Genomic DNA, 13903 nt, shown 5'->3' on the forward strand with positions numbered 1-13903 from the left:
TCATTGCAAGTGGCCATACTACCGACATTGACCGAGCCTGCGAACAGTATACTTGTATGCCGCCATATGATCCTTAGCCCAGGCAATAATATCGCTTGCTGTACTAGCTGCTGTTTTGAACAACGCGCTGCCGTAAGTCAGCATCGCGCCTTTTGGGCGTCCTGTCGTGCCGGATGTAAAGACCATTAAGCCAACATCTTTCCATAAGTCGATGTCCGCTTGTTGCTCATATGGAGTATAGTTTTCGATGATTGTATAAAAGTCATCTGCAGAAGGAAAGGTTCGTTTAGGGTATGAGAATTCTTCGCTGAGCGGAAAAACGGGCGTAAAGGGTAGATAATCTTGATAATTGGCGGTAACTACAATTGCGGTTGACTTGCTTTTTGTGATCGCCTTCCGGCTTCCTGGCACCGTTATTCTCGAGGTATTGGTACAGAGTCTTTTCCCCTTGAAGATAGGTCAATATTTCAGGCAAGCCAGCTGGCCAGTATGGACGTACTATTTCGACCATAAAAACATTCCTCCTTGTCAATGGACATTCTAACCGGTTGGTATTTTTGGAATAAAACCAGCTGGTTATCCAGATTCAGAGATAACCAGCTGTAAAGCGATTTCAATACATTATTTACTAACAGCTGATTTCAGCTTTTCAGTCTGGACATTCAACTTGCTGATTGCTTCATTATATTCCTTCTCCAGCTCATCGATAATGCCAGCAGCTGAATCAATAGCAGTAATCGCTCCAACGCCATGTCCGGCTGACCAGATATGTTTCCAGGCCTTGGCGTTATTGTCCCTTCGCATGCTGTCGAATTCGACCTTGTCCTTCTTCTCCAATTGTGTGGGATCTAAACCGTTCTTCACAATACTTGGGATAAGCATATTCGCATTTATCCCTGAAAATGCATTTGTAAGAATGATGTCCTCCTGCGAGGCATCGACAAGCATTTGGCGGTATTCATCGTTTGCCAGACTTTCTTTGGCCACGATAAAGCGTGTGCCCATATAAGCAAGATCAGCACCAGCAGCCTGCGCAGCTAAAATGCTTTTCCCTGTTGAAATTGCTCCGGCAAGGATGATGATTCCATCCCAGAAGGTTCGTACACTGTCAACAAAAGCAAAGCCGTTCAAATTACCTGCATGTCCTCCCGCCCCTGACGCAACAAGGATCAAACCATCTACTCCAGTTTCAGCCGCCTTCTTTGCGAATTTCACGTCGCTGACATCAGAAAATACGAGTCCGCCATAGCTATGTACGATATCAACCACAGCTCTTGGGCTGCCCAGTGATGTAATAACCAGTTGCGGTTGGTGTTTTTTCACCAATTCTAGCTCTTCCTGCAATCTGCTGTAAGAGCTGTGAACAACCATATTCATCGACCAGGGTGCAATTTTGCGCTCGGGCTCTTTCTCTCTTGCGGCGCCTAGATTCTCATTCAACTGCCCCATCCATTGATCAAGTACCTCGATTGGACGTGCATTAGGCGCTGGGAATGAACCAATCACTCCATTCAAACAGACAGCTTCTACCAGCTCCGGTCCCGATATCAGAAACATCGGTGCAGAAATCGCCGGCAGCCTTAACTGGTTCCACCATTTTTCGGGAATTATCTTACTCATATAATATACCTCACTTTTCCACTGAATTTTCAGAAATGAATATCCATTCAATCATACAATTGGAAAGACAATTGTTCAAGTTTCCGATATATAAAAAAGACACCCAAGGAGTGCCTTTCATTTATTCTATTCGGTTTGACTTCGAAACCAGATCAGCCTGCTTTTTCATCCGTTTATCAGCTTTCTTATCATGTACGACCAGGATTGCATGAATTAATCCTGGGACATAAAAAATTAATGTTAGAATTAAATTTAAAACGGCTTGAAACGGTCTCCCAACCAGCAAAACGGCTAAAGGTGGAAAAATTATTGCAATTAAATACATCATGACTAACAATCACTCTCCTAAAAAGCTTCCAAGGATCAAGTTTCTTTACGTATCCTTTTCCTTTATATACCCTCACAATAGATCTTTTACACTTAAAAGAGCTCCATTTTCTATTTTAGTGTTCTTAGGCAGATTTAATCACCCTCTAGTCGCTTATTATCGCGAATTTGTGATTTTTTATCTAATGGTTACTTTTGCACAGTTCGACGAGAGACAGAAAATGAAAAAAAACCGTTATGTTTCTAACGGCTCATTTCAAATATAATTAGTTCTGTTCAAGGACCCATTTATGAATCGCCTTGCCAACTCCATCGTTGCGATTTGTATCAGTCACCCAATCAGCTGTCTCTTTCACGATATCCTGGGCATTGCCCATAGCCACTCCCAAGCCCGATTCTTTGATCATCGCAATGTCATTCAAGCTGTCGCCAACGGCCATAACGTTCTCCATCTTGATGCCAAGGAAGCCGCATACCTTTTCAATCGCCTTCGCTTTGTTGATTCCTACCGCATTCGCTTCAATATTCGTCGGGCTGGAATTGCTGATTTCCAGTCCTCCATTTTCCTTCAGCAGTGTTAGTATCTCTTCCCTGATAGTATCGTCTTCAATATCAAACCCAAACTTCAGCCACTCATATGATGGTATATCTTCCGGCATCTCGCCGCGCCAGACTTGATCGCTGCTGGTCGCCCAGAAGCTGGTTTTATGTTTCTGGCTCAAATCCCACATCCATTGGATAAGCTCAACCTGGACGATATTTCTTTCAACCAGCTCCCCATTATTGTCGTATATCTCGCTGCCGTTAACTGTAACCAGGTAAGAAGACAATTCAAGGGATCTGCCGATTTCACTGCAGGATGCGTAGGCACGGCCCGTACTCAGCAACACTTTGACTCCTTTTTGTTCAGCCTCTTTAATCGCTGTCCTGTTTCCGTCAGATACCTTACCTTCTTCGTTCAATAAAGTGCCATCCATATCGAGGGCGATTAATTTTATTTCCTTTTCCATCAGTCTGCCTGCCTTTCATACGTTGTCCATAATTATAATGTAACAAAAATAAGGCTGAAAGGGAAAACTGATGCCCTACAGTTAATTCAACTTAAGCAATGAGCCAATATTGGCAGCAAGTCTTTCAATATATTCACTTGCATGTTCAAATGCGTCTTCCAATGTTACTACGCCAGGGACGATAGAGAAAACGGCATCTATGCCATGCTCTCTTACAACTTCGCTGTCGCTGGCGGCATTTCCGGCAATCGCAATGACCGGAATGCCAAATTGCTTAGCGGTTTTCGCTACACCAATCGGAGTTTTGCCATAAATCGTCTGGCTGTCGATTTTTCCTTCCCCGGTAATGACAATATCAGCGTCTTTGACAATATCGGCAAGCCCTGTCGCTTCGATTACTATATCCACGCCGCTTTTCAGTTCAGCCGGAAGAAATGCGAGCAGCCCTCCCCCCAGGCCACCTGCAGCTCCAGCTCCTGGAATGTTTGCAATTGCTTTGTTAAGGTCTCTTTCAATAACCTCTGCATAGTGTCCCAGATTTTCATCAAGAATCTTTACCTTTTCGGGAGTAGCACCCTTTTGTGGTCCAAAAATGGCTGAGGCCCCGTGAGGCCCGGTCAATGGATTTTCAACATCGCAGGCAACCTCGATTTTTATTTCTTTCAGTCTCGGATCCAGTTCTGTTATATCAATGGTATCTAACTGGCTAAGCGCACCGCCGCCTTCTGGTATCTCGTTCCCGCTCACATCCAGCAGCCTTGCTCCAAGTGCCATGGCCATTCCTGCTCCGCCATCGTTCGTAGCACTGCCGCCAATGCCGATGATAATATGCTCTGCTTTTTCTTCAAGCGCGGCAAGAATCAACTCACCCGTACCCCTTGTTGAAGTCAAAAGAGGATCTCTTTGTCCTTTCGGTACAAGATGTAATCCCGAAGCAGCCGCCATCTCAATTACAGCGGTCCTCCCATTGCCAAGTACGCCAAAAAAGGACTCGACTTGATTTCCTAACGGGCCTGTCACTGTTTTTTCGATGACCTTTCCATCAGTAGCGTCTACCAGTGATTGAACCGTTCCTTCCCCGCCGTCAGCCATCGGTACCTTTACAATATCGGCATTAGGAAAAATGCCTCTGAAACCTCTTTCAGCAGCGTTTGCTACCTCCATTGCGGTCAGGCTCTCTTTAAACGAATCCGGTGCTATTACGATTTTCATACTCTCCACTCCCCACCCAAGATTAACAAAATAGTTCGTAAACATGAAAGATAAGCATATTCTCCCTATCAAAATACTACCATATAATTTTAATTGATTTATACTTTTTCAGGTCATCGCTTATGCAGAAAGCAAAAACATCCGAACCAGCTGCCAAGAGGCTTCTGGTTCGGATGTTTGGAATACAGCTATTAATCTCTCTCGTGCATCCCGTGTTTTTCACGCGGTATTTGCTGCTGGAGCTGTTGCTCAGGAAGCTGGGTATTCCGTTCAAGTCCCTCGGTATCCTGGCCCATTCCCTTAAGGAAATTTAATAACAATGAGAGGGATCGGTTTAATTCAGGATCCTTTAAGGATCTGGCAAGGTCAAAGTAGCCGATTTTTTCATCTGTTTCTTTCGTTTCCGCTACTCTTGCGATGCCAGAGTTTACTTTTAAGATAAATGGTTCGAGCTGTTTAACATTCAGCGTACCGAGCGTCCCGGCCATCAGCAGCAGGTTCTTCAGCATGTTGGCAGTTTCGGGTGTATCGGCTGTTTTTATCAGGATGTTAAGCACCTTATCGCCCTGCCCGAATAAGCTGCTCAACAGGGAAAGTACCCCACGGTCGTGCATATGCTTCATGACCTGCAAAGATTCGAGAATCGCGTCTTTATTCTCAAGCAGCGCATTTTCGACTTCGCGTAAGTCCTTTTCCCGTTTATCTTCTTCGGTTATCTCGATTCTTTGAATCTGCTTGATCGCTTTAGCCATGCTGTTTCTGCTCCTTCCTTACCGCGTCACCAGGGAAAATATAATCCTTTCGTGCCCATTTTCTTTCGACTTCTACTCCCATCTGCGGCTGTGGATTACCATTACGATGATTGATATTGCGCAGCGGACTGACCCCATCGTATTTCAGGATTTCCATTTTCGCCGTCGTTTCTTTATAGGCAGGTGTGTCGGTATCTTTATCGGAGAAACTGCTTGTCAGCAGGTTGATGGCTGCTTCTCCTGAATCGTTCATTGGAAGGTAGACTTCATTTGCCTGGACACGGTCGGTAATCAAACACTTGACTTTGACATTCCCATAAGGTGAAGTCAGTCTTACCAGCGTTCCATCCTTAATTCCTCTATCACTGGCCAGCTCAGGGGATACTTCCAGCCAAACCTCAGGAGTTTTCATAGAAATCCCTTTTGATTTATACGTCAGATTTCCTTCATGGAAATGCTCGAGCAGACGTCCGTTATTAACGTGGATATCATATTCATCGCCGAAGTTGATTGGCTCGGACCATTGTACCGGGAAGAGATTTGCCTTCCCGTCCGGGAACGGGAATGTTCCGTCCGCAAACAGCAATGGCGAATCAGTTCCGTCAGCCGTAACCGGCCACTGAAGTGAATTGTATCCTTCAAGCTTTTCATAGGTCACACCGGCATATATCGGTGAAAGCATCGCTGCTTCCTCCATAATGTCTGCCGGATGATTATACCTCCATCCAGCACCCAGGCGGTTGGCAATCTCCAGGATAATCTGCCAGTCTGGCTTCGAATCGCCAAGCGGTTCAAATACTTGATACAAGCGCTGGATACGGCGCTCCGTATTTGTAAAGGTGCCTTCTTTTTCAAAACTAGGACTTGCCGGTAAAACAACATCCGCATACTCGGCAGTACGTGAGAAAAAAAGATCCTGTACCACAAAGAAATCAAGCTTTTCATAGGCTGCATGAACGTGATTGATGTTGGAATCGACAAGGCCCATTTCTTCGCCTTTGACATACATGGCTTTCAGGATTCCAGAATGGATTCCTTCGATCATTTCGTGATTATTCATGCCTGGCTTCTCAGGGATTTTCACGCCCCAGCCTTTTTCATACTTGGCACGCACATTGTCATCAGCGACTTTTTCATACCCTGGAAGGCGGTCAGGCATAGAGCCAAAATCGCTTGCGCCCTGTACGTTGTTATGGCCGCGCAACGGGTAGGAACCAGCCCCAGGCTTACAGTAGTTTCCAGTAACTAGCAGAAGGTTGGAGATAGCCGTACTCGTATCGCTGCCTCCAATATGCTGGGTCACTCCCATTGCCCATAGCCCAGCGACCGTTTTCGCTTCATGAATCATTTCTGCAATCTTAATGATGCTTTCTTTCGGAATGCCTGTCGCTTCTTCTGCATATTCGATGGTGAATGACTCAAGACTTTTTTTATAGTCCTCAAATCCATTAACGCGCTCCCGGATGAATTTCTCATCAGTCCAGCCGCTGTCAATGATATATTTGGTTACCGCTGACAGCCACACCATGTCTGAACCCGCACGGGGATGTACGAATAAATCAGCGCGTTCAGCCATTTCGTGCTTTCTGATATCGGCAACGATGAGCTTTTGCCCTTTCAGTTTATGAGATCGTTTCACACGGGTCGATAAAACCGGATGTGATTCGGAGGTGTTGGAACCGACAATCAACACAAGTTGCGCTTTTTCTATATCCGTAATTGAACCAGAATCGCCGCCATAGCCCACCGTACGGAACAAGCCAACTGTTGCCGGGGATTGGCAATAGCGTGAGCAGTTATCGATGTTATTCGTGCCAATCACTCCGCGGGCAAGCTTTTGCATAAGATAGGACTCTTCGTTTGTACACTTGGAAGAAGAAATAAAAGCCAATGATTCAGGACCATGTTGTTCTTTGGTTTCAGTAAACTTGTTTGCTATTAATGTCAAGGCCTCTTCCCATTCTGCCTCACGGAAGGAATCACCTTCACGGATCAATGGCTTTGTCAGGCGTTCCTCACTGTTTACAAAATCCCAGCCGAATTTCCCTTTTACACAAGTGGAGATGCCGTTTGCCGGTGCCTCCGCCTGCGGTTCAACCTTGAGGATTTTTCGATCCTTTGTCCAGACATCGAAGCTGCAGCCGACACCGCAATATGTGCATACGGTTTTTGTTTTTTTAATTCGTTCGTCACGCATCGCCGATTCTATATCAGAGATTGCCAGTATGGAACCATAGCCTGTTTCCACACCTTTTGTGATTTCAATCATCGGCCGCAGTGTCTTTTTGGCTATGTTCGTTAAGAATCCAGCTTCTCCAACCATTCCTTTTTCCATCATCGCATTACACGGACAAACCGTGGAGCAATGACCGCAGGATACGCAGGAAGATTCATTGATCGGCACATCTTTGTCCCAGATTACGCGCGGTCTCTGGCGCTCCCAGTCAATTGTCAGCGTTTCTGTCACCTGGACATCCTGGCAAGCTTCCACACACCGGCCGCAAAGAATGCATTGATCAGGATCGTAACGGTAAAAAGGATGCGAATTATCTTCTTCGTATGGTTTATGGTCAAACGGAATACTTTGATGATTCACCTTCATCTCTTTAACGGTGTTATGTATCTCGCACCCTCCGTTGTTGTAGTCACAAACTGTACAGTACAATTCGTGATTTGACAAAATTTTGTCCATGCCAATAATCTGAGCTTTTTTGACTTCCTGTGAAAGTGTATTGATTACATCTCCGTCTTCTATATACGTTGAGCACGATCTCACAAGCTCTCCGTTCACACTGACAATGCATGTATCACATGTCTCAATCGGCCCAAGACTCGGATGAAAACAAACGCTCGGAATCTCGATGGAGCTATCTGAGAGCAGTTGAAGCACTGTCTGGCTGCCCGTGGTCTCCATCTCCACGCCATTTACGTTAATTTGTAGACCTTCTTCCAATAAAACCACCCCTTTCCCAATAATTAGTATATATTCTATCAGTTTCATTACCCTGCATACAAAAATATAAACATATCTTCCTTTCGAGATTAAACATGTCCATTCTCTAATAGAAAGGTTTTTCACTGCCTTGTTTTTCTTTTCACAACTGGAACATAGTTGCGAACTAGGAAAATGAGAACCTACTACAACTAGTTTTTTCCCGTACCATTTACACTTGTATTCTAGCATTCTACGGAACTCATACCAGGACACTTCTCACTTTTCTACTATTATATGATCTTTCATGTACTCCCAGTTTTGTGGAAAATCCAGGCCGAGCTGCCAGAATGTCGTTCCCAGTAAATTGTAGGCATCAACAAGTTGATATTTTCTTATAAAACTTCTAATATCCTCAAACCAGACAACATGCTGCACTCGTTCCTGCCAGTATTGATAGGTTGGCGAAGCGGCACTCTGATCATATGTAATGACACTGCCTCTTGAAATGGCCTGACTTTGTGCCTGTAACACCGAAAGCGCCCTTGTTTGGTTGCCCGGCAGTGTCCAATCGTACCCGTATAGCGGAAAGCCGGCCTGGATTTTTCTGGGATTGATAGTAGCCGTTGCGTATCGAAGAACTTCTTCCATCCATCCAATCGGTGAAACAGGGTTTGGCGGTCCTGTCGGATATCCATAATCAATCGTCATCACCGCCACGAGATCGGCCGCGTTTCCGATTGCCCGATAGTCATGTCCACCGACGATCCGGTTCGTTGGATTATCCTCCGTTTTAGCATGGACGTTAACATGGAGGATGAGCGTTCCCAAAGCAGTTTTTAATTCACGCAGGAAACCGGCAAAGTCATTTCGTCTTGACGGAGGGATAAATTCAAAATCGATGCATGCGCCTCCGTACCCCTTCTGCCTGACAATAGTGGTGATACTGCTCACAAGATTGCTTCGATACCTATCATTCGCGAGCACTCCTCCAACCAGGTCAGTACTGAATTCCTCATTGCTGAAATTCCGGATCATCAATAATGGATTGACATTCAGTTGTTTGCTGCGTGAAAGAAGCGGTTGATCATCACCTGCAGCATATGCATTTCCTTCTTCCTTAAACGAATAAGCGGTTATTGCCAAATAGGTTAGACGCGCAGCTTGTTGCTTCAAGTTGGTAATAACAGCTCCTCCGCTTGCAGGAAAGCTGAATGCCAGGGTTTCTACATGTAATTTGTCGGGAGACGGAATGACAACCTTACGTCCAGCTGTTAACATGTCGGGACGCAATCCACTGTTTGCAGAAAGAATTCGCTCTACCGTTGTATGATATCTTTGGGCGATATTCCACAGGGTATCTCCATCCTTTAAAATATATAACCGGTCCGTACTTCTTTCATTCGGAATATATAAAGCAAGACCTGGAATTAACGGAGCTGCTGAAGGAAGCCCATTTACCCTGGCCAATTCTGCGGCGCTTACTCCAAAGGAACTTGCAATGGCCGATAATGTGTCCCCGGCTCTAACAACACGGACAGGCATTTATACCCCACCTTTAAATAAATTCTTAATTTCGTATTCCCTGCTAAGAGCATATGGAAGTACAGGTGAAATATATGTCTGTCCTGACTATTAAATGTTAGATAAGCTCTTTGATATCATAGAACTTCCCGTTTTCAAGCTGATCCCCTTCAAGTAACCTGAATAATTTTTCTGCCACAAGCTGGGGGGACCTTAGTGTTCCTTTGTCCTTATAGGATTGGAACAGTTCCGCATCCGCAAAGTCCTTTTCATCTGCCATACGGATATTTGCCTGCATGCCTGTGTCCATGATCCCGGGAGAAAATGAAATAATTTTGACTGGATTTTCTTCTTTTTGCTGCTCAAGACCGGCTACCCGGGTGAACATTTCAAGCCCTGCCTTTGTACTGCAGTAGGCAGACCAGCCGTGAATCGGCCGCAGGGCTGCTCCTGAAGAAATATTGACAACGGTTTTTTTTCCTGTAAAATCCTTTGTCTTATCAATAAATGAGTTTGTCAGTATGACTGGCGCCAGGTAATTCAGCTTCATGCTGAGTTCCAATTTCCCCTGTTCCAGCTGCCCGGCTGGTTTAATTGGTTCAACAACTCCTGCATTGTTGATGAGATATAGTTCATCCGAATTACCGATTTCAGAAAAAACCCTCTCGATAACAGCAGGAAGCTGTTCCATTATACTAAGGTCAGCGGAAATACTGGTTACCTGTGCACCCTGCAATTTTGCTCTTTCGATCAGCGCAACATTAGTGGATCGAGCCACTAAAATGCAATGGTTTCCTTCCTGGAAGCATTGTACCGAAACAGCTTCCCCCAGCCCCTTTGAAGCTCCAGTAATCATGTAAGTTTTCATCTGTGTACACTCCATCCATGAATAGTCCTTCATTCACTTTTAATAGTAGAAGGATAACGCATCTTTTGCAATGATAGTTATTGCTGGTTCGACAAGAGCACGGCCATCTCATCTTCAATCTTTTTTACCGCGGTATCATCGAGGACATTATTTAATAGAACCGAAAAAATATACTTCTTCCCGCTTTTCCCGATAACATAGCCTGAAAGGGAACTAACCGTCGATATTGAACCTGTCTTTGCTATCACATTCCCTGCCGCAGCCGTATTTTTCATCCGATTTCTTAATGTTCCACCCACCATTCTTTCACTGATTCCAGAAACAGGAAGGGCGTTTACGTAAACCGGAAACCAATCTTTCGTTTGAATCGTGAAAAGAAGCTTGGAAAGTTGATTGGCAGGGATTAGATTGACATGTGAGATCCCTGAGCCATCACGCAATACTATAGTGTCCATATTTACTCCGAATGATTTAGCATTTGTCTCTACTACCTCAAGTCCCTTCTCCCAGCTGCCTTCTCCTTTCTCCTTTTTCCCCATTTCCTTGACCAGTGTTTCTGCATGGCCGTTGTTGCTCATCTTCATGAAAGGTACAAGCAGCTCTGATAGGGGCATGGATTCGTGGGAGACGACGAGATTCGCCTTTTCCGGCGTTTTCCCTTGCAATATACGTCCTGCCAGTTTAATCCCCTGTTCCTCCAGTGATTTCTTAAATAAATCAAGCGCGTATTCCGCAGGTTCCCATACAGCAACCCAGCTTTTCACTTTGCTTCCATTGAGCGGTATCGTTCCTTCGACGATAACTGAATTAGTCCCATGCTCACGCTTAATCGAGATATCTTTTTTGCCGCCTGCTTCAACTGTTTTTACCTTATTGATGATTTTCAGATAGTCCGTTGCCGGAGATAGCGACAGCGCAGCCTTTTGCCCAGCTTCTTGTCCGGGGCCGACTTCCACAATTACCGTACCGGCATCGTAATCTTCATTAGGTGAGGCCGTTAGAGCTGACACCTGGGCTCCATAATATTCGGTTTCATCTGTCCAAGGTAAATCAGGGGAGTATCGTTCATCGTCATACCAGGAATCATCGCCGATCAAATTGCCGACAATCATTTTTACGCCCCTATTTTTCAATACTAAGGCCATTTCGTCAAAATCTTCCTCCAAAAGAGTCGGATCACCTTTTCCCTTTAAATAAACATTCCCTTTCAGGATTTTGGCTTTCACTTTCCCATCTGTAAGCACTTCCGTATTAAATTTGTAGGTTTTACCCAATGTGTCAAGAGCCGCTGCTGCAGTCAGCAGTTTCATGTTTGAAGCAGGCCGCAAGCGGATATCTCCATTCTGCTCAAAGAGGATTTCCCCTGTAGCCGCTGACCTTACACTGACTCCTGCTACGGCACCGTCCAGCAATGGATTATCAAGGATTCGGGTTAGCTGCTGGCCAAGTTCAGTTCCTGCACTCGCTGCCGATTTCACAGGTGTGCCAGCGTTAATATACGGAATAAATGCCAACATCAAAACCACAAGCACAATCAAGCTTTTTTTTATCTTCCTGTTCAAGTCCTCACTCCACCTTTCTCTTTGGCTTTCTATGATAAATTCCGTGAGAATATGTATGATTCCTTTTATTCCCTTTAGGTAATAAGTAGCTTTTCTATAGATAGAGTTAGCAGTGCGGAGGATTTTAAGACAGAAACCTTAAATAAAGTGGATAAGAACGAAAAACCGAACCATTGATAAACAATGGATCGGTTTTCCCGTTTATTTATAATCTTATTTGGAAGCTTCTTTTCCTTCTTGATCGCCCATGGCCGTTTCCATATAATTTTTTCCCCATTGATACATCGAATCAAGAATCGGCATCAAACTCATTCCTTGTTCAGTTAGAGAATACTCCACTTTTGGAGGAACAACGGGATAGACTTCACGGTGAACAATAAGGTCTTCCTCCAGCTCACGCAGCTGGTTCACGAGCATTCGCTGGGTGATGCCCGGCATGAGAGCCTTAAGTTCGCCAAATCGCTTGGTCCCCTCTTTGCCCAAATGCCATAAAATGAGCATTTTCCACTTTCCGCCAATGACAGCAAGCGTTAATTCTTTTTCACAATTAAATGTTTTTTCCTGGATACGTGACATTCGTCTCACCTCCATATTTATTATAAACCATAGTATACTTTTATGCACTATGTAAAAGTAAAGTGCGTACTTTTACTTTTAGAGCATACATAGTACACTATGTCTGTGCCAGTAAATAAAACCTGCAATATCATTTTTATTCGTGCAAGCACTGTGAGCAGATAGGGCATATTACCATTGTTGCCTTGTTAGGAAACAAAGGCTTCTATTATCGATAAACTTTTAAGGAGTGAATATTCATGGAACTACAGTTAGCGTTAGACTTAGTAGACATCCCGGAAGCATTGAAACTGGTGAAAGAAGTTGAGGAACACATAGATGTCGTCGAAATCGGTACACCGGTTGTTATCAATGAAGGCCTTAGAGCCGTAAAGGAAATGAAAGAAGCATTCCCTGGTTTAAAAGTATTGGCAGACTTAAAGATCATGGATGCGGCAGGTTATGAAGTCATGAAGGCATCTGAGGCAGGAGCAGATATCATCACGATACTGGGAACCGCTGAAGATATGTCCATCAAGGGTGCAGTCGAAGAAGCACAAAAACAAGGCAAAAAAATCCTCGTTGACATGATCGCGGTGAAGGATATCAAAGCACGCGCTAAAGAACTTGATGAATTGGGCGTAGACTACATCTGTGTTCACACCGGTTACGATTTGCAGGCAGTCGGGCAAAATTCATTTGAAGACCTTATGACGATTAAACGCGTTGTTAAAAACGCCAAAACGGCGGTTGCAGGCGGTATTAAATTAGACACGCTGCCGGAAGTCATTAAAGCACAGCCTGACCTTGTCATCGTAGGCGGGGGTATTACCGGTCAAGATGATAAAAAAGCAACAGCAGCCGAAATGCAACGATTGATTAAGCAAGGGTAAGACAGACATGCAGACTACGCAGTATTTAGCTGAAATCATGAAGGAGTTAAATCGCACAATAGATGCAATAGCTGATGAAGAAGCTGAGAAATTGGTAAGCGGGATTCTTGAGTCAAAGAAAATCTTTGTCGCAGGTGCAGGCAGATCCGGATTTATGGCCAAGTCGTTTGTAATGCGAATGGTACACATGGGGTTAGATGCCTATGTTATTGGAGAAACCGTTACCCCTCATTTTGAAAAAGAAGATCTCTTAATCATCGGGTCCGGTTCAGGCGAAACCAAAAGCTTGGTTTCCATCGCTGAAAAAGCAAAAGTTTTAGAGGGAACCGTAGCAATCGCAACGATTTTTCCCCAATCCACAATTGGAAAGTTAGCCGACTTTACAATTAAGCTGCCTGGCTCGCCCAAGGACCGATCAGAAGACGATTACACAACAATACAGCCGATGGGATCATTATTTGAACAAACTCTCTTATTATTTTATGATGCTGTCATCTTGCGGTTCATGGAGAAAAAGGGCTTGAACTCCGAAACGATGTTTGGCAGACATGCCAATTTGGAGTAGAATGCAAAGCGTGCCTTTTTCAGTGGAACGTATGCGTTATGCATCCCTTTACATGGAAGCTAAACACCAGTTCCCATTGAATA

13 protein-coding genes and 1 pseudogene are annotated in these 13903 nt (G+C 44.5%); 2 read left to right on the plus strand and 12 right to left on the minus strand.

The genetic code is table 11. The annotated features are described in order from the left end of the window. Window positions 1-18: 18 nt before the first annotated feature. From ELQ35_RS22855 to ELQ35_RS13435, 12 genes and pseudogenes are all read right to left on the minus strand, one after another. Window positions 19-411 carry an AMP-binding protein gene (locus ELQ35_RS22855; protein WP_246026070.1) on the minus strand — a complete coding sequence of 131 codons (393 nt, stop codon included), beginning with the start codon at window positions 409-411 and terminating at the stop codon, window positions 19-21. 210 nt (window positions 412-621) lie between these two features. Next, window positions 622-1620: an NAD(P)H-dependent flavin oxidoreductase gene (locus ELQ35_RS13390; RefSeq protein WP_126865329.1), complete on the minus strand. Its 999-nt coding sequence runs from the start codon at window positions 1618-1620 to the stop codon at window positions 622-624. 121 nt (window positions 1621-1741) lie between these two features. Then, a complete protein-coding gene (locus ELQ35_RS13395; RefSeq protein ID WP_126865330.1) occupies window positions 1742-1948 on the minus strand; it encodes a YqaE/Pmp3 family membrane protein in 207 nt (68 codons plus the stop codon). A gap of 265 nt (window positions 1949-2213) precedes the next feature. Beyond that, complete coding sequence (locus ELQ35_RS13400; RefSeq protein WP_126865331.1) at window positions 2214-2957, minus strand: Cof-type HAD-IIB family hydrolase; 744 nt, start codon at window positions 2955-2957, stop codon at window positions 2214-2216. A gap of 81 nt (window positions 2958-3038) precedes the next feature. After that, window positions 3039-4169 carry a glycerate kinase gene (locus ELQ35_RS13405; protein WP_126865332.1) on the minus strand — a complete coding sequence of 377 codons (1131 nt, stop codon included), beginning with the start codon at window positions 4167-4169 and terminating at the stop codon, window positions 3039-3041. Between the two features lie 191 nt (window positions 4170-4360). After that, window positions 4361-4921 (minus strand): helical membrane plugin domain-containing protein, encoded by a 561-nt coding sequence (locus tag ELQ35_RS13410; protein ID WP_126865333.1) that lies wholly within the window; start codon window positions 4919-4921, stop codon window positions 4361-4363. Further along, complete coding sequence (gene fdhF, locus ELQ35_RS13415; protein WP_281278125.1) at window positions 4914-7874, minus strand: formate dehydrogenase subunit alpha; 2961 nt, start codon at window positions 7872-7874, stop codon at window positions 4914-4916. Before fdhF ends, ELQ35_RS13410 begins: the two co-directional genes overlap by 8 nt. Before the next feature lie 105 nt (window positions 7875-7979). Next, a pseudogene (locus tag ELQ35_RS23755) lies at window positions 7980-8129 on the minus strand (zinc ribbon domain-containing protein); the annotation flags it as partial. A gap of 3 nt (window positions 8130-8132) precedes the next feature. Further along, window positions 8133-9398: a LysM peptidoglycan-binding domain-containing protein gene (locus ELQ35_RS13420; protein ID WP_126865335.1), complete on the minus strand. Its 1266-nt coding sequence runs from the start codon at window positions 9396-9398 to the stop codon at window positions 8133-8135. Between the two features lie 97 nt (window positions 9399-9495). Further along, a complete protein-coding gene (locus ELQ35_RS13425; protein ID WP_126865336.1) occupies window positions 9496-10245 on the minus strand; it encodes a (S)-benzoin forming benzil reductase in 750 nt (249 codons plus the stop codon). 77 nt (window positions 10246-10322) lie between these two features. Next, entirely contained in the window at window positions 10323-11807 is a 1485-nt protein-coding gene (gene dacB, locus ELQ35_RS13430) for a D-alanyl-D-alanine carboxypeptidase/D-alanyl-D-alanine endopeptidase (RefSeq protein ID WP_246026071.1), read from the minus strand. A 213-nt stretch (window positions 11808-12020) separates the two neighbouring features. Beyond that, window positions 12021-12383 carry a winged helix-turn-helix transcriptional regulator gene (locus ELQ35_RS13435; RefSeq protein WP_126865337.1) on the minus strand — a complete coding sequence of 121 codons (363 nt, stop codon included), beginning with the start codon at window positions 12381-12383 and terminating at the stop codon, window positions 12021-12023. A gap of 239 nt (window positions 12384-12622) precedes the next feature. Here ELQ35_RS13435 and hxlA point away from each other — a divergent pair, with 239 nt between their 5' ends. Together hxlA and hxlB are read left to right on the plus strand one after the other, a co-directional pair. Further along, complete coding sequence (gene hxlA / locus ELQ35_RS13440) at window positions 12623-13255, plus strand: 3-hexulose-6-phosphate synthase (protein ID WP_126865338.1); 633 nt, start codon at window positions 12623-12625, stop codon at window positions 13253-13255. Between the two features lie 7 nt (window positions 13256-13262). Continuing rightward, a complete protein-coding gene (hxlB, locus tag ELQ35_RS13445; protein WP_126865339.1) occupies window positions 13263-13820 on the plus strand; it encodes a 6-phospho-3-hexuloisomerase in 558 nt (185 codons plus the stop codon). Window positions 13821-13903: the final 83 nt, after the last annotated feature.

The organism is Peribacillus cavernae (genome assembly GCF_003989135.1).
GTDB classification, from domain to species: Bacteria; Bacillota; Bacilli; order Bacillales; family DSM-1321; genus Peribacillus; species Peribacillus cavernae.

What these genes read in the sequence shown, in the direction of transcription:
- ELQ35_RS13390 (WP_126865329.1), bottom strand. Translation starts at nt 1,620, where the DNA reads ATGAGTAAGATAATTCCCGAAAAATGGTGGAACCAGTTAAGGCTGCCG.
- ELQ35_RS13395 (WP_126865330.1), bottom strand. Translation starts at nt 1,948, where the DNA reads ATGATGTATTTAATTGCAATAATTTTTCCACCTTTAGCCGTTTTGCTG.
- ELQ35_RS13400 (WP_126865331.1), bottom strand. Translation starts at nt 2,957, where the DNA reads ATGGAAAAGGAAATAAAATTAATCGCCCTCGATATGGATGGCACTTTA.
- ELQ35_RS13405 (WP_126865332.1), bottom strand. Translation starts at nt 4,169, where the DNA reads ATGAAAATCGTAATAGCACCGGATTCGTTTAAAGAGAGCCTGACCGCA.
- ELQ35_RS13410 (WP_126865333.1), bottom strand. Translation starts at nt 4,921, where the DNA reads ATGGCTAAAGCGATCAAGCAGATTCAAAGAATCGAGATAACCGAAGAA.
- ELQ35_RS13420 (WP_126865335.1), bottom strand. Translation starts at nt 9,398, where the DNA reads ATGCCTGTCCGTGTTGTTAGAGCCGGGGACACATTATCGGCCATTGCA.
- ELQ35_RS13425 (WP_126865336.1), bottom strand. Translation starts at nt 10,245, where the DNA reads ATGAAAACTTACATGATTACTGGAGCTTCAAAGGGGCTGGGGGAAGCT.
- ELQ35_RS13435 (WP_126865337.1), bottom strand. Translation starts at nt 12,383, where the DNA reads ATGTCACGTATCCAGGAAAAAACATTTAATTGTGAAAAAGAATTAACG.
- hxlA (WP_126865338.1), top strand. Translation starts at nt 12,623, where the DNA reads ATGGAACTACAGTTAGCGTTAGACTTAGTAGACATCCCGGAAGCATTG.
- hxlB (WP_126865339.1), top strand. Translation starts at nt 13,263, where the DNA reads ATGCAGACTACGCAGTATTTAGCTGAAATCATGAAGGAGTTAAATCGC.